This is a genomic window from Pantoea sp. X-Soil-OKNW-713 (genome assembly GCF_059730685.1).
In genome coordinates this window covers 3,077,731-3,094,956 of sequence record NZ_AP035995.1, presented here as the reverse complement: position 1 = coordinate 3,094,956, position 17,226 = coordinate 3,077,731, and the positions used below count along the sequence as shown (strand labels likewise).

The 17,226-nt window shown below is 54.3% G+C and carries 15 protein-coding genes; 10 read left to right on the top strand and 5 right to left on the bottom strand.

Annotated features, from left to right (window positions below):
* Window positions 1-694: 694 nt before the first annotated feature.
* The 6 genes from AC6I8R_RS14470 to hisP all read left to right on the top strand — a co-directional run bounded on the left by AC6I8R_RS14470 (window position 695) and on the right by hisP (window position 7,088).
* Window positions 695-3,082 (top strand): inverse autotransporter beta domain-containing protein, encoded by a 2,388-nt coding sequence (locus AC6I8R_RS14470; protein ID WP_497832508.1) that lies wholly within the window; start codon window positions 695-697, stop codon window positions 3,080-3,082.
* A 121-nt stretch (window positions 3,083-3,203) separates the two neighbouring features.
* The gene (locus AC6I8R_RS14465; protein WP_021185096.1) at window positions 3,204-3,773 is read left to right on the top strand and encodes a UbiX family flavin prenyltransferase; all 570 of its coding nucleotides are present in this window, start codon (window positions 3,204-3,206) and stop codon (window positions 3,771-3,773) included.
* A gap of 275 nt (window positions 3,774-4,048) precedes the next feature.
* The gene (argT, locus tag AC6I8R_RS14460; protein WP_208723908.1) at window positions 4,049-4,831 is read left to right on the top strand and encodes a lysine/arginine/ornithine ABC transporter substrate-binding protein ArgT; all 783 of its coding nucleotides are present in this window, start codon (window positions 4,049-4,051) and stop codon (window positions 4,829-4,831) included.
* Window positions 4,832-4,907: 76 nt separating this feature from the next.
* On the top strand, window positions 4,908-5,594 hold the full coding sequence (locus AC6I8R_RS14455) for a histidine ABC transporter permease HisQ (protein WP_021185094.1): 687 nt from the start codon (window positions 4,908-4,910) through the stop codon (window positions 5,592-5,594).
* The gene (locus AC6I8R_RS14450; RefSeq protein WP_021185093.1) at window positions 5,591-6,307 is read left to right on the top strand and encodes an ABC transporter permease; all 717 of its coding nucleotides are present in this window, start codon (window positions 5,591-5,593) and stop codon (window positions 6,305-6,307) included. Before AC6I8R_RS14455 ends, AC6I8R_RS14450 begins: the two co-directional genes overlap by 4 nt.
* Before the next feature lie 7 nt (window positions 6,308-6,314).
* Entirely contained in the window at window positions 6,315-7,088 is a 774-nt protein-coding gene (gene hisP, locus AC6I8R_RS14445) for a histidine ABC transporter ATP-binding protein HisP (RefSeq protein ID WP_021185092.1), read from the top strand.
* Between the two features lie 97 nt (window positions 7,089-7,185).
* On the opposite strand, the gene AC6I8R_RS14440 is transcribed toward hisP, so the two are convergent.
* Window positions 7,186-8,079: a TIGR01777 family oxidoreductase gene (locus AC6I8R_RS14440; RefSeq protein WP_208723909.1), complete on the bottom strand. Its 894-nt coding sequence runs from the start codon at window positions 8,077-8,079 to the stop codon at window positions 7,186-7,188.
* A 203-nt stretch (window positions 8,080-8,282) separates the two neighbouring features.
* Between AC6I8R_RS14440 and yfcF the strand changes: the two genes are divergently transcribed.
* Window positions 8,283-8,924 (top strand): glutathione transferase, encoded by a 642-nt coding sequence (gene yfcF / locus AC6I8R_RS14435; protein ID WP_415174148.1) that lies wholly within the window; start codon window positions 8,283-8,285, stop codon window positions 8,922-8,924.
* Between the two features lie 111 nt (window positions 8,925-9,035).
* Window positions 9,036-9,554: an NUDIX hydrolase YfcD gene (gene yfcD / locus AC6I8R_RS14430; protein ID WP_021185089.1), complete on the top strand. Its 519-nt coding sequence runs from the start codon at window positions 9,036-9,038 to the stop codon at window positions 9,552-9,554.
* Window positions 9,555-9,583: 29 nt separating this feature from the next.
* Here yfcD and AC6I8R_RS14425 read toward each other — a convergent pair whose 3' ends face one another.
* From AC6I8R_RS14425 to AC6I8R_RS14410, 4 genes are all read right to left on the bottom strand, one after another.
* Window positions 9,584-10,411 carry an ABC transporter permease gene (locus tag AC6I8R_RS14425; protein ID WP_021185088.1) on the bottom strand — a complete coding sequence of 276 codons (828 nt, stop codon included), beginning with the start codon at window positions 10,409-10,411 and terminating at the stop codon, window positions 9,584-9,586.
* 12 nt (window positions 10,412-10,423) lie between these two features.
* A complete protein-coding gene (locus AC6I8R_RS14420; protein WP_497832507.1) occupies window positions 10,424-11,692 on the bottom strand; it encodes an ABC transporter permease in 1,269 nt (422 codons plus the stop codon).
* A gap of 121 nt (window positions 11,693-11,813) precedes the next feature.
* Window positions 11,814-12,839 carry an ABC transporter substrate-binding protein gene (locus tag AC6I8R_RS14415; protein WP_021185086.1) on the bottom strand — a complete coding sequence of 342 codons (1,026 nt, stop codon included), beginning with the start codon at window positions 12,837-12,839 and terminating at the stop codon, window positions 11,814-11,816.
* Window positions 12,840-12,955: 116 nt separating this feature from the next.
* The gene (locus AC6I8R_RS14410) at window positions 12,956-14,215 is read right to left on the bottom strand and encodes a 4-aminobutyrate--2-oxoglutarate transaminase (RefSeq protein WP_208723911.1); all 1,260 of its coding nucleotides are present in this window, start codon (window positions 14,213-14,215) and stop codon (window positions 12,956-12,958) included.
* A gap of 122 nt (window positions 14,216-14,337) precedes the next feature.
* Here AC6I8R_RS14410 and pdxR point away from each other — a divergent pair, with 122 nt between their 5' ends.
* Window positions 14,338-15,834: a MocR-like pyridoxine biosynthesis transcription factor PdxR gene (gene pdxR / locus AC6I8R_RS14405; protein WP_497832506.1), complete on the top strand. Its 1,497-nt coding sequence runs from the start codon at window positions 14,338-14,340 to the stop codon at window positions 15,832-15,834.
* A 277-nt stretch (window positions 15,835-16,111) separates the two neighbouring features.
* Window positions 16,112-17,197, top strand: coding sequence for an ABC transporter ATP-binding protein (locus tag AC6I8R_RS14400; RefSeq protein WP_013509895.1), 1,086 nt, complete (start codon window positions 16,112-16,114; stop codon window positions 17,195-17,197).
* Window positions 17,198-17,226: the final 29 nt, after the last annotated feature.

Sequence of the window (17,226 nt, the reverse complement as noted above, 5' to 3'; positions counted from 1 at the left end):
CAAGCATACGTCTGTTCTGTAAGGTAATCGCTTCGGCGATTGCCTTTTTTCTATTTCATCGCAAATTTATTTCGACCTCTACGCTTTCGTACTTACCTTCCTGTTGCCCCGATGATTGGCTGACACAGCAAGTGAGAGTGGTTGCTGCGCGGTCTATCGCGCCACTACGAGCTATTGCTTAATGCACAGGCAATGCAGCGTTACAAATGATAAAACCATGAAGATAACCACCTTCTTTATTGGAATCTTGTCAAAAAGTAATTCTGGGTGTTTTTCATACTTATCAGATTTGAAGTTTCATGCCGCTCATTCAATGTCAGGGAGTTATTGCGATTGATCATTTTTTTGCCGTTTTCTCCGGAGGTAGTGTCATTAAGTTTTCAGATGTCATGGAGGTCGAATTAAGAAATCAGGAAATAAATTTCAGGATAAACTCATCATAAATTTCTGTGAAAAATCTCATTACCGTTTTTTGCGAGCTGAATAGAGAATGCCCGGCGAAAAAAGCACAGGAGGAAATTATTTTGCCCCTTGCTTAATGATTACAAGCGTCTTCACTTTGCTGGGTTATTTATAAATGAGATTTAAGAAGTTTAAGCATTCCGCTATTTATACGGCGATTTTTTTGCAACTCGCGGTTTCAACTGTTGGTGTCACCGGAGTTGCTCATGCAAGGAGCACGCAATATCAGGATATGGCGGTTGAATCTACCGTACTCCAGCCTGGTGAGAGCGTGGCGGATATTGCCCGCAAAAATAACCTGATGGTTGATCATCTCTGGGAAATTAACTCCTTTGAATGGAGTGACAAAGCGGCTTTCCTGGCGGCAGGTGCCGGGCAAACCATCTGGATTCCGGCAGCTCCGGCCGTAAAAGCCTCCACGTTGCCGCTGGCGCACGCCACCGTACAGACACCAAAAACCAATAAGACGGATGTCAAAGCCAACGACAAAACCACCGATGCCCGCCAGTTCGGCCAGGACCAACTTAACTCGCTGGCCAGCAAACAGGCGGAAACCTGGCTCAATGGCTTTGGCGGCTCTTCTCGTGTCGCCATCAGCTCGGCGAAAAATTTTGCAAAATACAACTATGCCGGTGATGTGCTGCTGCCTCTGTGGAACAGTCGTGAAGATTTTATGATTTTCAGCCAGTTAGGTGTGCGTCACGCGGATGACCGCACCACCGGCAACGTCGGTGTTGGCGCGCGTTATTTTGCTGATGGCTGGATGCTGGGTAATAACGTCTTTTTTGATAACGATTTCAGCGGCAATAACCGCCGTATCGGTATCGGTGCTGAAGTCGGGACTGATGCCATGCGGCTGAACGCCAACGGCTATTTCAAACTCAATGGCTGGCATGATTCGCGGTTTATCGCCGACCATGACGAACGTCCAGCCAATGGCTGGGATATTGAGCTGTCCAGTTGGTTGCCGGTCTATCCGCAGCTCGGTGCGAAAGTAAAATATGAACAATATTATGGTGATAATGTTGCACTGATCAGCCGTGATCGTCTCCAGCATAACCCATCGGTCGCGACTGTCGGGGTAAACTGGACACCGGTTCCGTTGGTCACGATTGATGCGGGACATCGCATGAGTATGCAGCGCGGAGAGGACACCACCATAGGGCTGAACCTGAACTGGAATTTTGGCCGCTCTCTGGACTGGCATCTGTCACCAGAAGCCGTAGCCGCACAGCGCAGTCTGGCCGGTTCGCGCTACGATCTGGTGTCGCGTAATAATCAGATCGTGATGGACTATCGCGAGCAGACGGTGATCACCTTCTCGCTGGCAAGTGCGATTCAGGGCGTTGAAGGCACGCAACATTCACTTGGCGTGAGCGTCTGGGCCAAACATGGTCTGGACAAAATTGTCTGGGATGACGCGGCCTTGGTCGCAGCGGGCGGAAAAGTTGTCGGTACTGGCGCCAATTCGGCGCTGGTGTTGCCAGCCTATAAGGAGGGTGCGGATAACCACTATACCCTGAGCGCCATCGCTTATGACAGCAAAGGGAAAGTCTCGCCACGCGCCCAGGTACAGATTACGGTTGAAAAAGCGGAGCAAACTCAGCCTGAACAGCCCGCCCAACCGGCACAACCCGATGCGTTAAGATCCACCCTGAAACTGGGTGCTGATGAGCTGATTGCTAACGGTACTGACCAGACCCATGCGGTGATTGATCTGAAAGACAAAAATGGCAATCCGGTCAGTAACGAAACGGATAATCTGCGTCTGGAAGCCACGTTGCTGGATACGAAAATGCGTGCCAGTTCCCGTGTGACCATCGGCCAGTTCCGTGAATTAGGTAAGGTGCAGGGCAACTACGTGGTGGATCTGACCGCAGGTCATGAAGACGGTATCGTGACGTTGACGTTGTATCACGGCAACCAACAGTTGGGACAACCGCAAACCCTGAAGTTAAAGGCCAAAGAAGCGGAAGTGGTTAAGGTGACCAACCTGGCATTTGTCAGCAAGGAAAACAAATTTGTCGCAGGCAGCAATGCCACCTTTACGGTGAAAGCCACGGATACTAATGGCAAACCGGTTAAGGATGCGATCATCACCTTCACCGACCAAAATGGCAAAACTATTGCTGCGGCAAATGACGGGAAAACTGATGCACAGGGTAACGTGTCAGCAACGCTGGTAGAGAAAAAAGCGGGTAACTACAGCGTAACCGTGCGTGTTGCGGGTGAGAAAAAACCGGTAGCAATGAAGCGTTTCACCGTCATAGCCGATGTCAATTCGGCTCAGATTTGGAAAAGCCAAACCACAGACGGAAAAATTAAAGCCGGGTCGGTTCAGATGAGTAAACCGGCTGGCTTTACCATCACGCTGCGCGATCGCTTCGAAAACCCGATTATTGGCGAGAAAGTGTCTGTGCTGGCGGTAGAAGATACCGCGGGTAAATTGGTCAATATCCAACTCCTCAACCAGAACAAGACCGATATAAAAGGTAACGTAAGTGGCTCTGCGGCGATTGCTACTCCGCACTATAAAACAACTACTTATACGTTGAAGGTGATGATCAATGGCAAACGTGTTGACGGTCCGAAACCTAAAATTATGTTTGTTCGCTGTTAATCAGCCCACGTCATTAAAAATGTATTGATCCTGCAAGGTAATCGCTTCGGCGATTACCTTTTTTTGTTTTCTTTTCTCGCTGCGGGTTATGATTAGGGTTTACCTGCATAGCAAGATCATTATGAAACGACTCATCATTGGTATTTCCGGTGCCAGCGGCGCCATCTACGGCGTGCGACTGTTACAGGTGCTGCAACCGCTGGCAGAGGTGGAAACCCATCTGGTGATGAGCCAGGCGGCACGGCAGACGCTGGCGCTGGAAACAGATTTTAATCTGCGCGATGTGCAGGCGCTGGCCAATGTGGTGCATGATGTGCGCGATATCGCCGCCAGTATCTCGTCCGGTTCTTTCAAGACCCTTGGCATGGCGATTCTGCCGTGTTCAATGAAAACCCTGTCCGGCATTGTGCACAGCTACAGCGATAGCCTGCTGACGCGTGCCGCCGATGTGGTGCTGAAAGAACAGCGCAAACTGGTGCTGTGTGTGCGTGAAACACCGCTCCATGTTGGACATTTGCGTATGATGACCACCGCCGCAGAACTGGGTGCGGTGATTATGCCACCGGTACCGGCGTTTTATCATCGTCCACAAAATATCGGAGAACTGGTGGATCAAACGGTCAACCGTGTGCTGGATCAGTTCGATATTGAGTTGCCACAGGATCTGTTTACCCGCTGGCAAGGCGCTTAAATGGTGCAGTTGCGCACAAAATTGGTGCAAAATATCGCGTCCGATCACTCTTCGTGCATTTCATGCACCAAAAGTTAACAATGTCGCTTTTTCCTGCTCACTTCGCTGTTATATTTCCCTCACAAACTAAGTGCTTGCGCCCCTGGTGGACGCAGTATTTAGTGCGCCTGTACAGCGTTTCGCCAATTTGCATAACTGGCATGAAACATGCACATTAATCAGCGCAAACACATCACGCAGCACATAACAAAAAGCACTTCACTTGAGGGTTACCTATGAAAAAGCGAGTTCTGGCTCTTTCTCTGATGCTGGCCATGTCCAGCGCCGCGAGCGTGTTCGCGGCGGTACCGCATACGCTACGCATCGGGACTGACCCGACTTACCCGCCGTTTGAATCAAAAAACGCGCAAGGACAGTTAGTGGGTTTTGATATTGATTTGGCTAACGAAATCTGTAAACGCATCAAAACCAAATGTACCTATGTAGAAAGTGATTTCGATGCACTGATCCCGTCGCTGAAAGCGAAGAAGATTGATGCCATCATCTCTTCTCTCTCCATTACTGAAAAACGTCAGGAAGAGATTGCTTTCTCTGAAAAACTCTATGCGGCCAACGCCCGTCTGGTGGCACCGAAAGGTTCAACCATTCAGCCGACTGTTGAATCGCTGAAAGGCAAAAACATCGGCCTGTTGCAGGGCACCACCCAGGAAACCTACGCTAACGAATACTGGCGTCCGAAAGGTGTAACGGTCACGCCGTACGCCAACCAGGATCTGGTTTACCAGGACCTGAACGCGGGTCGTATTGATGCGGCGTTCCAGGATGAAGTGCAGGCGAGCGAAGGCTTCCTGAAGCAGCCGGTTGGTAAAAACTACGCGTTTGCTGGCCCGGCAGTAAAAGATGACAAAATCTTTGGTGTTGGCACCGGTATGGGCCTGCGTAAAGATGATGCAGACCTGAAAGCCGCTATCGATAAAGCCTTCGATGCGATGCGTAAAGACGGTACTTACGACAAGATTGCGAAGAAATATTTTGATTTTAATGTTTACGGTGACTGAGTAAAACCTGTCGACCAGACTGCCCGCCGCGTGCGGGCAGTGCTTCGTTAATTACCCCCACGACAGGATCAAATTCATGCTGTATGGCTATTCTGACGTCATTCTGAAAGGCACCCTGGTCACGCTGGAACTGGCGCTCAGTTCAGTGTTGCTGGCCGTAGTGCTCGGTTTAATTGGCGCTGGCGCCAAACTTTCCCGCAGCCGCCCTCTGGCGATGCTGTTCGAAGGCTACACCACGTTGATCCGTGGCGTGCCGGATCTGGTGCTGATGCTGCTGATTTTCTACGGTTTGCAGATCGCCCTGAATGCCCTGACTGATGCGCTGGGTGTGGCGCAGTTCGATATCGACCCGATGGTGGCCGGTATAATCACGCTGGGCTTTATCTACGGTGCCTATTTCACCGAAACCTTCCGTGGTGCCTTCCTCGCAGTGCCGAAAGGGCAGATTGAGGCCGCTACCGCCTTTGGCTTTACCGGTTCGCAAACCTTCCGCCGCATTCTGTTTCCGGCGATGATGCGCTTTGCGCTGCCGGGTATTGGCAACAACTGGCAGGTAATCCTGAAGGCGACGGCGCTGGTGTCGCTGCTGGGCCTGGAAGATGTGGTGAAAGCCACCCAACTGGCCGGTAAAAGTACCTGGCAACCGTTCTACTTCGCGATTGTTGCCGGAGTGATTTATCTGGTGTTTACCACGCTGTCGAATGGCGTGTTGTGGTGGCTTGAACGCCGCTACTCGGTAGGTGTGAAAAGGGCAGAGCTATGATCGATATTATTCACGAGTATTGGAAATCCCTGCTCTGGACCGATGGTTACCGTTTTACCGGTGTCGCCATTACCCTGTGGCTGTTGATTATTTCGGTGGCGATCGGTGGTTGCCTTGCGGTGCTGCTGGCAATTGCCCGCGTGTCGCCTAATCGCTTCGTCTCCACCCCGGTGTGGTTGTTCACTTACATCTTCCGTGGTACGCCGCTGTATGTGCAGCTGCTGGTGTTCTACTCCGGTATGTATACGCTGGAAGTGGTGAAGGGCACTGAATTGCTTAACGCTTTTTTCCGCAGCGGTCTTAACTGTACTTTGCTGGCGTTTACCCTCAACACCTGTGCTTATACCACCGAGATTTTTGCCGGCGCGATTCGTGCCGTGCCGCACGGGGAAATTGAAGCGGCGCGTGCCTATGGCTTCTCCACCTTTAAATTGTATCGTTGCATCATTCTGCCGTCGGCGCTGCGCACTGCGCTGCCTGCGTATAGCAATGAAGTGATCCTGATGCTGCACTCCACCGCGCTGGCGTTCACCGCCACGGTGCCCGATCTGTTGAAAATCGCGCGTGATATTAACTCGGCGACCTATCAGCCGTTTGTTGCGTTTGGCATTGCCGCAGTGCTGTATCTGATTATCTCTTACGTGCTGATTAGCTTGTTCCGTATGGCGGAGCGCCGCTGGCTAGCGCATGTGAAACCCTCTTCATCGCATTGAGTAACCTATGTCTGAAAATAAATTAAGCGTTACCGAACTGCATAAGCGTTACGGTGAACATGAAGTCCTGAAAGGTGTGTCATTACAGGCAGATGCCGGGGACGTTATCAGTATTATTGGCTCGTCAGGTTCCGGGAAAAGTACCTTTCTGCGCTGCATTAACTTCCTCGAAAAACCGAGTGAAGGCACCATTGCCGTCAATAATGAGCAGATCAATCTGGTACGCGATACCGATGGTCAGTTAAAGGTGTCGAACAAAGAGCAGCTGCGTTCCTTGCGTACCCGCCTGACGATGGTGTTCCAGCACTTCAACCTGTGGAGCCATATGACGGTGCTGGAAAACGTCATGGAAGCACCAATCCAGGTTTTAGGATTGAGCAAAGCAGAAGCGCGTGAACGTGCCATTAAGTATCTCGATAAAGTTGGTATTGACGAGCGCGCCCGTGCGAAATACCCAGTGCATCTCTCCGGCGGTCAGCAACAGCGTGTGTCCATCGCCCGTGCGCTGGCAATGGAACCTGAAGTGTTGTTGTTTGACGAACCAACCTCAGCCCTCGATCCTGAGCTGGTTGGCGAAGTGCTGCGCATCATGCAGAAGCTGGCTGAAGAGGGCAAAACCATGGTGGTGGTGACGCACGAAATGGAGTTTGCCCGTCATGTCTCCAGCCATGTGATTTTCCTGCATCAGGGTAAAATTGAGGAGCAGGGCGCGCCGGATGAAGTGTTTAACAATCCGAAAAGCCCACGCCTGCAACAATTCCTGAAGGGTTCATTGAAATAATTGATCCCGCGTAGCGGCGCGATTTATCGCGCAGATTTTACCGGCAGTGCGCACGGAATTGCGCGATAAATCGCGCCGCTACCAGGGGTTATTATGTTTACGCCGCCGTATCCTCCAGCGCCTCCTGCAAGTCATACCAACGGAAGCCAAATCCTGACTCTTCCAGTCGTTTCGGCAACACATGCTGGCCGCCCAGTACCAAAACCGCAGACTCGCCCATCATTAGTTTGATGGCGCTGGCAGGCGTGCGCATAAAAGCGGGGCGATGCATCACATGACCCAGCGTGGCGGCAAACTGTTCGTTGCGCACAGCGTAGGGGGAGACCAGGTTAAAGGGGCCCTGTAACGGATTATCAATCAGCCACCAGATAGCATTGACCAAATCATCAATATGAATCCACGGCAGATACTGCTTACCGCTGCCAATCGGGCCGCCAACGCCGAGTTTAAACGGCAACTTCATCTTCGCCAGTGCACCGCCTTCTTTCGCCAGCACCACGCCAGTTCGCAGCAGGCATACTCGGGTACGTTCGCTCTGGGCCGCCTGGGCCAGTTGTTCCCAGCGGGCACACAGCGTATGCGTGAACTCTTCGTGTCCGGGATCATCCTCTGTGAGTACCAGATCGCCGGTATCACCGTAGAATCCGGTCGCTGAACCGGAGATCAAAAATTTCGGTGGCTGGCTGCTGGCGTTGATGAGAGCGACGATTCGTTCAGTAATCTGCCAGCGACTTTCACACAGCCGCTGTTTTTGTTCGGCGGTCCAGCGTTTATCAGCAATGGGTTCACCGGCAAGGTTAATCACGCCATCCACCCCATTTAAATCCTGCTGCTGCGCCAGACCGGACCAGATAGCGACGCGCGGATCCAGTTTTTCGCGCGCGGCGGCGACGTCGCGCGTGACCACGCTGACCTGCTGACCCAGTTGCAGCAGACGCGGGATCAGATGGCGACCAATTAAACCGGTGCCGCCAGTAATAAGCAGATGCATGTTGAGCCTCCTTGTGCTTGTTATGTGCTCAGTTTCAGCATAGAAGAGAAGCGTATAACTGGCGTGACCGCGCCGACGCTTACGATGAAAAATCCGCAGTCCTAACTGGTCTTACCGCCTCAGCAACTGGCCTGACTGCCATTGCCTAATGCGCGAAAAATCGGTAAACATGAAGCACTCCTGATGCATATCCGAGGCAGCCGATGAATTACCCGAACATGACGTTGTGGTCCGATGCTTCTTTCTTTAGCCCTTATGCCATGTCGGTCTACGTAGCACTGACCGAAAAGGGCATCCCGTTCACCCTGAAACGCGTTGACCTGTCGCGAAATGCGCAATGGGATGATGAGTATCGTGCGTTGTCACTTACCTGCCGGGTGCCAACCTTGCAGATTGATGATTTGATCCTGAATGAGTCCTCGGCGATTGCCGAATATCTTGAGGAGCGTTTTCCGGCACCGGAATATGAACGCCTGTACCCGCGCGATCGTGAAAAGCGCGCCCATGCGCGTGAGATTCAGGCGTGGTTGCGCAGCGATTTTATGGCGCTGCGTCAGGAGCGTCCGACCGAGGTGTTATTTGCGGGCGAACGTTTTGCGCCGCTGACACCGGCGGGTGAGCAGGCAGCCGAAAAGCTGATCAGCGCGGTGCTGCGTCTGTTGCCGGATGGGCAGCAGAATCTGTTTGGTGAATGGTCAATTGCCGATACCGATCTGGCGGTGATGATTAACCGTCTGGCATTGCACGGCGATGCATTACCGGTGAAGTTACAGCACTATGCCGAGTTCCAATGGCAGCGCGCTTCCGTGCAACTGTGGCTGGCCGAATCAGGTAAACAGCGCTAAGCACGAAGAGGTCTTGCGATGGGGAAAAGAACCCTTTACCTTACCGCTCACTCTAATAAAGAACAGTAAACAGGCGCGTGCCCGGCACGCCTAAACAGAAAAGGGTTACGGATGGTGGATCAACCTGCAGCTGACGGTATCGAATGGGTAGATATCGTTAACGAAGAGAATGAAGTGATTGCACAGGCCAGCCGCGCACAGATGCGTGCGCAATGCCTGCGTCATCGCGCCACCTATATCGTGGTGCACGACGGCATGGGAAAAATTCTGGTGCAACGTCGTACTGAAATCAAAGACTTCATGCCAGGCAAGCTTGATGCTACCGCGGGTGGCGTGGTGCAGAGTGGTGAGGATATGCTGGAATCGGCGCGGCGCGAAGCGGAAGAAGAGCTGGGTATCGCTGCGGTCCCGTTTGCTGAGCACGGTAAATTCTACTTCGAAGATGAACATTGCCGCGTCTGGGGCGGTTTGTTTAGCTGCGTCTCGCACGGTCCTTTTGCTATGCAGGAAGAGGAAGTGGATGAAGTGTTTTGGATGACGCCGGAAGAGATCACCGCGCGTTGTGACGAGTTCACCGATGATTCACTGAAAGCCTTGTCGTTGTGGCTAAGTCGCAACAGCGACGCATAAAACAAAGGCGCCAACTGGCGCCTTTTGCATTAATGGGCTGGATGCGACTGACGCATGCGCTCACCCCGTCGCCGTAAGATCTCCATCACAATCAGCAGCACCAGCGACGCTCCGATCATCAGCGTTGCCGCCGCGGCAATGGTTGGATCAAGGTTTTCGCGGATCCCCGCGAACATCTGAATCGGTAGCGTGCGCTGGCTTGGACTGGCGAGGAACAGCGTCACCACCACTTCATCGAATGAGGCGGCAAAGGCAAACAGCGCCCCCGAAAATACCCCCGGCGCAATCAGCGGCAGGGTGACTTTGCGAAAAGTCAGCAGCGGTGATGCCCCAAGGCTGGCAGCCGCGCGTGACAGATTGGTGTCATAACTTTTCAGCACCGCGACCACGGTAATCACTACAAAGGGCACGCCGAGCAAAGTATGCGCCAGCACCAGGCCGAGATAGCTGTTCAGCAATGACAGCCGGGCAAAGAAGAAAAACATCCCCACAGCGATGATTACCACGGGCGCCACCATCGGCGAAATGATGATCGCCATGACCAGACCTTTACCTCGAAACTCACCCCGCACCAGACCCATCGATGCCAGCACTCCGAGGACGGTGGCGAGTAACGTCGCCAGCGGCGCTATCAGTAAGCTGTTACCCAGCGCGCCCAACCACTCCTGTGAATGGAAGAAGGTTTGATACCAGCGCAGAGAAAAGCCGCTCAGCGGATAGCTGAGGAATGAGCTGGCATTAAACGACAGCGGCACAATCACCAGAATCGGCAGGATCAAAAACAGCAACACCGCCGCGCCATAGAAGTTGAAGAACGCGCCCCACAGGCGCAGCAGAGTAGAACCTTGTTGTTTCATCTTCGCCACTCCTTAACGCGCCGCCGCTTCAGCGGGGGTACGGGTAACACGAACATAGACGATGTACAGCAGCATCACGATGATCAGCAACTGGCTGCCGAGTGCAGCGGCCATGCCCCAGTTCATGGTGCTGTTCGTAAAGAAGGCCACAAAATAGCTGACCATCTGGTCGTCGGGACCGCCGAGCAGCGCCGGGGTAACGTAATAGCCAATCGCCATCATAAACACCAGCAGCGCACCGGCGGTGATACCCGCGAAGGTTTGCGGCACATACACGCGCCAGAAGGCGAGAAACGGATGCGCCCCAAGGGAGATGGCGGCACGCATGTAACTGGGTGAAATGCCTTTCATCACTGCATACAGCGGCAGCACAATAAACGGCAGCAGAATATGGGTCATCGAGATATAGACGCCGAGGCGGTTAAACACCAGCGTCAGCGGATGGTCGATCAGGCCAATCCCCATCAGCGCCCGGTTGATCAGCCCGCCCGATTGCAGCAGCACAATCCAACTGGCGGTACGGACAATCAGCGAGGTCCAGAACGGCAGCAGTACCAGAATCATCAACAGGTTGGCACGGCCTGACGGCTGCTTCGCCAGCCAGTAAGCGAGGGGATAGCCGATACCGACACACAACAGGGTCACCACCGTCGCCATCCATAAGGTGCGCAGCAGTACATTTACGTACAGCGCCTGGTCAGCGGGTTGACTGACGATAGCACCGGTTTTGGCATCGACTTTACGGTCAAAGGCCGACAGCAGATACAGGCTGGTCAGAGGTTTGGCGGCACGTTGCAGCGTGCGCCAGGTGGTGATATCTCCCCACAGCGGCTGTTTGGCAATCAGGGTGTTCTTCACATCAACACCATCGGCCGGTGCCTGACGTGGAACGGCCAGGATCAGGCGACGGTAGCTGGCATCTTCGTAGCTGAGACGCTTCGCCACACTGGCGATTTGTCCCTGATCGCGCGCGGCGATTAGCTCTTTCGCCAGCAGGGCATAAAGGTGTTCGTCCGGTAATGCATCTCCCGACCATGCCTGTAAGGCTTTGCTGGTTTGCGGCAACGTCTCCGGCAGTTCCGGGTTATTGATGCTTTGGCTGAGTATCGAACCAATCGGGAAGAGGAAGCAGACCACCACGAACACCAGCAACGGCGCAATAAGCAGCAGCGAACGCCGGGTTTTGGCAAACTCAGTACGTTGCAGACGCTGGCGCAGCGTCGGTTCGTTGGCGCTGAGCGCCGACTGTGCTGGAGGGTCCAAAACGGGATTTTGGCTCATGGCCGGACTCCTTACTATTCAACATATTGCACATCACCCTCTCCCGTCTTGCGGGAGAGGGGCGGGGTGAGGGGACAGACCGCAACACCCCGCGCGATAAATCGCGCCGCTACGGGACTACTTACTTCGCGGCCCAGCTGTTAAAGCGCTGTTCCAGCTCTTCGCCATGCTCCAGCCAGAAATTGGCATCTACCTGTACCGATTTCGCCAGGTTATCCGGCGCGGTGGGCAGTTGCTTCAGACGGGCAGGTTCCAGCAGCGATCCGGCTTTAATATTGGTCGGACCGTAAGGGATATTTTCGGCGTAGACTTTCTGGTTTTCCGGCTGGTTAGCAAAGGCGATAAACTTTTCCGCCAGTGCCTTGTGTTGCGAACCTTTGACGATGGCCCAGTTGTCGAGGTCATACAGGCCGCCGTCCCAGACGATTTTGAAGTTGTGGCCTTCAGCCTGCGCGGTACCGACGCGGCCGTTGTAAGCGGAAGCCATCACTACGTCGCCCGATACCAACCATTGCAGCGGCTGCGCACCGGATTCCCACCACTGAATATTCGGTTTCAGCTCATCCAGTTTTTTGAAGGCACGATCAACACCGGCCGGGGTCGCCAGCACTTTGTAGACATCTTCACGCTTCACGCCATCGGCCATCAGCGCGATTTCGAGGGTATATTTGGCGCTCTTACGCAGCGCGCGTTTACCCGGGAATTTCTTCACATCCCAGAAGTCAGCCCAGCTGGTCGGGGCGGTTTTCAGTTTGTCGGCGTCATAGGTCAGTACGGTCGACCAGACAAAAATCCCGGCACCGCATTCGCTCACGCTACCGGGAATAAAATCACTTTTTTTCCCCAGCTTGTTCCAGTCGAGAGTTTCGAACAGCCCTTCCTCGCAACCGCGCAGCAGTTCCGGCGTTTCCAGCTCCACCACATCCCAGCCAACCTGTTTGGTTTCAACCATCGCGCGGATACGTGCCATCTCGCCGTTGTACTCGCCCGCGTCAATGGTGCCAAGACCAGCGGCAGTGAACGGTTTATAGAATGCTTTGTCCTGGGCGTCTTTATTGGTGCCACCAAAAGAGATCACAGTCAGGGTTTCTGCCTGTGCTTGCAGTGCTATGGTAGCGAAAATGAGTACAGCTAACTTTTTAACCATCCCACAACTCCTGAATTATTATTGATGTGCAGGCGAACCTGCGTGGTGTTTGCAATGCAGCTTTTATGCCAGGTAACCGGCGCAGCGCTGGAACGGAGCGATGCGCCGGGGGAGACTTAGTGTTTTGCCAGAATGCCGGTCAGCAGTTGCAAGGCACTGTCGAACTGCGCGTCCGGAATGGTGAGCGGATAGAGGAAGCGGATCACGTTGCCGTATACACCGCAGGTCAGCAGAATCAACCCTTGAGCCAGCGCCTGTTGCTGAATGGAACGGGCGATATCGGCAGACGGCTTGCCAGCCGCATCGTTAAATTCTGCGGCGATCATCGAACCACGGCCACGTACGTCAACCAGTGCGCGACAACCGGCACCCTGTAAGGTTTCGGTAAGTTTTGCGCCGAGCTGATTGGCACGCTGGCACAGCTGTTCTTCATCGATAACATCGAGTACCGCGTGTGCCGCAGCAATCGCTGGTGGGCTACCGGCGTAGGTGCCGCCCAGGCCACCCGGTTGCGGGGCATCCATCACTTCGGCGCGACCGGCCACCGCTGACAGCGGCATGCCGCCTGCCAGGCTCTTCGCCATGGTGATCAGGTCGGGTTTGACGTCGTAGTATTCACAGGCGAACAGTTTACCGGTGCGGGCAAACCCGCTCTGAATCTCGTCGGCAATCAGCAGAATTCCGTGCTGGTCACACAGCTTGCGCAGCGCGCTGACAAACTCTGGCGGCGCGACATTGAAGCCGCCTTCGCCCTGAATCGGTTCGAAAATAATTGCCGCCACCTGCTGTGGGCTGATATCGCATTTGAAAATCGCTTCGAGGCTTTCCAGTGCTGCGGCAACGCTGTGGCCATGCAGTGCGTTGGGATAGCGGGCGTGGAATACCGAGCTGGCAAACGGGCCGAAACCGGTTTTGTAAGGCACCACTTTGCCGGTCAGGGTCATGGTCATATGGGTACGGCCATGAAACGCACCGGTGAAGGCGATGATACCCGGACGTCCGGTGGCAGCGCGGGCAATCTTCACCGCGTTTTCCACCGCTTCTGCGCCGGTGGAGAAGAACGTGGTTTTGGCCGGACCGGCCACCGGTACACGTTCGTTCAAACGCTCGGCCAGGCTGATGTAATTCTCGTACGGGATGACCTGGAATGCGGTGTGGGTGAAGCAATCCAGTTGCTGCTTCACTGCTGCCATCACTTTAGGATGGCGGTGACCGGTGTTCAGCACCGCGATGCCAGCGCTGAAATCGGTGTATTCGCGGCCCTGATGATCCCAGAGCGTGGCGTTTTCCGCTTTCACGGCATAGAAATCGCACATCACACCAACCCCACGCGGGGTGGCGTTTAAACGACGTGCCTGTAATTCGCTGTTACTCATAGCTCAACCTCATCATGTGATTCGCCGGCTGATTTCACGCCGGAAAACTGCCCTGCTTGCTTTTTAGCGTTTTCAGGGTTTTATAATCCAGAGCCAGTTTTTTTTATTTTGAGGTACCAATTTTGCGCAGCTTACTGGGTGACCTGCTGTTTCAGCGTTTAAATCAGCTTTCCGGCGGCCCGTTGGCGAAGCGCCTGTACGATGTGTTGCAGGGGGCGATTCAGGAAGGGGCCATTGCCACCGGCGTGCGTTTGCCCGCCAGCCGTGACCTGGCGCGCGAGCTGTCGGTGTCACGTAATACCGTACTGGCGGCCTACGAAAAACTGCAATCTGAAGGGTATCTGGAGACGCGAACCGGAAGTGGTACCTTCGTCACCCTTGTGTTGCCTGAAGAGAGCCCGGAAGTGGCACCTGCACCCGCCATCAAACCGCGTGCGATGAGCAACATCCGCTTGTCACGGCGCGGTACGCGGCTGCTGTCGCAAAGTGGGGCCGGGGCGTTCCAGTGGGGGGCGTTTATGCCGGGGGTGCCGGATGTCAGCTACATGCCACACGACATCTGGCGCAAAATCCAGTTGCGTATCAGCCGTCGCCTGCCGGTGGAATCCCTGAGCTACGCCAACCACGGTGGTTGCGTTGAGCTGCAACAGGCGTTGGCTGAGTACCTGCGGGTGATCCGTTCGGTCAACTGCACGGCAGAGCAGGTGCTGGTGACAGCCGGGACACATCAGTCGCTCGATTTGCTGGCGAAGATGCTGTGCGACCCCGGCGATAGCGCGCTGGTGGAAGAACCAGGCTATTGGGGCATCCGCAATGTGCTGGCGGTTAACGGTATCGAGCTGATCCCCACCGAGGTGGACGAGCAGGGGTTGGTGCTGCCGCCGGAGCAGAGCGACCGACCTGCTCCGCGCCTGATTTGCGTGACGCCATCGCACCAGTATCCGCTTGGGGCGGTGATGAGCCTGCAACGCCGGCATGAGTTATTAAATCGCGCCAAAAGTACCGGTAGCTGGGTGGTTGAGGATGATTACGACGGTGAGTTCCGCTTTGCGGGTAGCCCGATTCCTGCGCTTCAGGGGTTGTCCCCGGATGCGCCGGTGATTTACCTCGGTACTTTCAGCAAGACGCTCTATCCGGGTATCCGCCTGAGTTACATGGTGGTGCCGAAACCGCTGGCGGCACGGATGAAAATGGCCCATTCGGAGTTGTATCGTGGCGGCTACGGCTTGGTGCAACTGACGCTGGCGGAGTTTATTCGCGAAGGGCATTACGCAGCGCACGTCAGGCGCATGCGGCAGATTTACAGTCGCCGCCGCGCGGCGCTGGTGGCGTTGATTAGCGAAACGCTGGGCGCATCCTGGGTGGTGCATCACAGCAACGCCGGATTGCACCTGATTCTCGGTTTACCGGATAGCATCGACGATGTGGCCTTCAGCGCGGAGCTGGAGCAGAACGGCGTGTTAACGCGCCCGTTGTCGTCGTATTACCAGCGCGGCACGCTGCGTCGCGGGTTGCTGCTGGGCTACGCCTGTGTCGACGAAGCGCAGATGGCCACCGCCTTCGCGCCGATTCTGCAACGGTTGCAACATCACCTTAAAACCACGCCTGTTGCTCAGTGATCCGATGTTGCCCTGACACGGTGCAGGGCACGTTATCAGTGCAGTTGAGTTATTTTTAACATTTTTGCAACGTGCCTTTTAAAAAGGCAATAGAAAACAATAGCCTGCGATTTTTGATTCAGGCTAATTTTGTAGTTGAATTGTCAAATTTCTCTTGTGTTCCTGAAATGCGATGTGGTAGTGCTAAAAAAAGAGCCGCCAGCATGTGCATTTTCAACTTGTTCATGCAGGAACCGTGCCTGGATTACATTTCCTTCACGCATTACGAGAGAACGTCATGAGAAATTTCGTTAGTTTCAGGAACATAAAAAAGAGTTACGACGGCGATAAGCTGGTGGTGCGTAACCTCAATCTTGACGTGGAGGAAGGGGAATTTCTCACGCTGCTTGGTCCATCCGGTTCGGGTAAAACCACCAGTCTGATGATGCTGGCGGGGTTTGAAACGCCGACTGATGGCGAGATTCTGTTGCGTGATAAACCGTTGCATACGTTGCCGCCGCACCAGCGCGATATTGGTATGGTGTTCCAGAACTATGCGCTGTTCCCGCATATGACCGTGGCGGAGAACCTCGCGTTTCCGCTGTCGATCCGGCGTATGAATAAAGCGGATATCAAATCCCGTGTGGATCGCATCCTGGACATGATCAAGCTCACCTCGCTGGCGGATCGTTACCCGGCGCAAATGTCCGGTGGACAGCAGCAACGCGTGGCCCTGGCGCGCGCCCTGGTGTTTGAGCCGAAGCTGGTGTTGATGGATGAACCCCTCGGCGCGCTGGACAAACAATTGCGTGAACATATGCAGATGGAGATCAAGCAGTTACACGATATGCTCGGCCTGACGATCGTCTATGTGACGCACGATCAAAGCGAAGCAATGACCATGTCCGATCGGGTAGCGGTGTTTAACGACGGCATGATCCAGCAGATGGACAGCCCGGATAAACTTTACGAGCAACCGGAGAATGCTTTCGTTGCGCAGTTTATCGGGGAAAACAATAGTTTGCTGGCAACGCAGGTGGCGCAGAACGGTGATTTCTATCAGGTTAAACTGGATGACGGTACACAACTGGATGCGTTAAAAGTGCGTCCCAGTTCACCGGGTAAAAAGATCCAGCTCAGCATTCGTCCGGAGCGCGTCAACGTCAATGCACCGGAGCAGGGCGATCAGATCGTGCAGGCGCAGATCCAGCAGTTTATTTATCTTGGCGACCATGTGCGGATGTTGACCAGCGTAGCAGGGCAGGGGAATTTTATGGTGAAACTGTCGCCGTCGAAGATGGACAAGAGTTGGCAGCCGGGTGCACAGGTGACGCTGTCGTGGCAGCCGCAGCATCTGCGTGCGCTGGATGTGATGTTGCAATAATGCAGTAATGCGCGATAAATCGCGCCGCT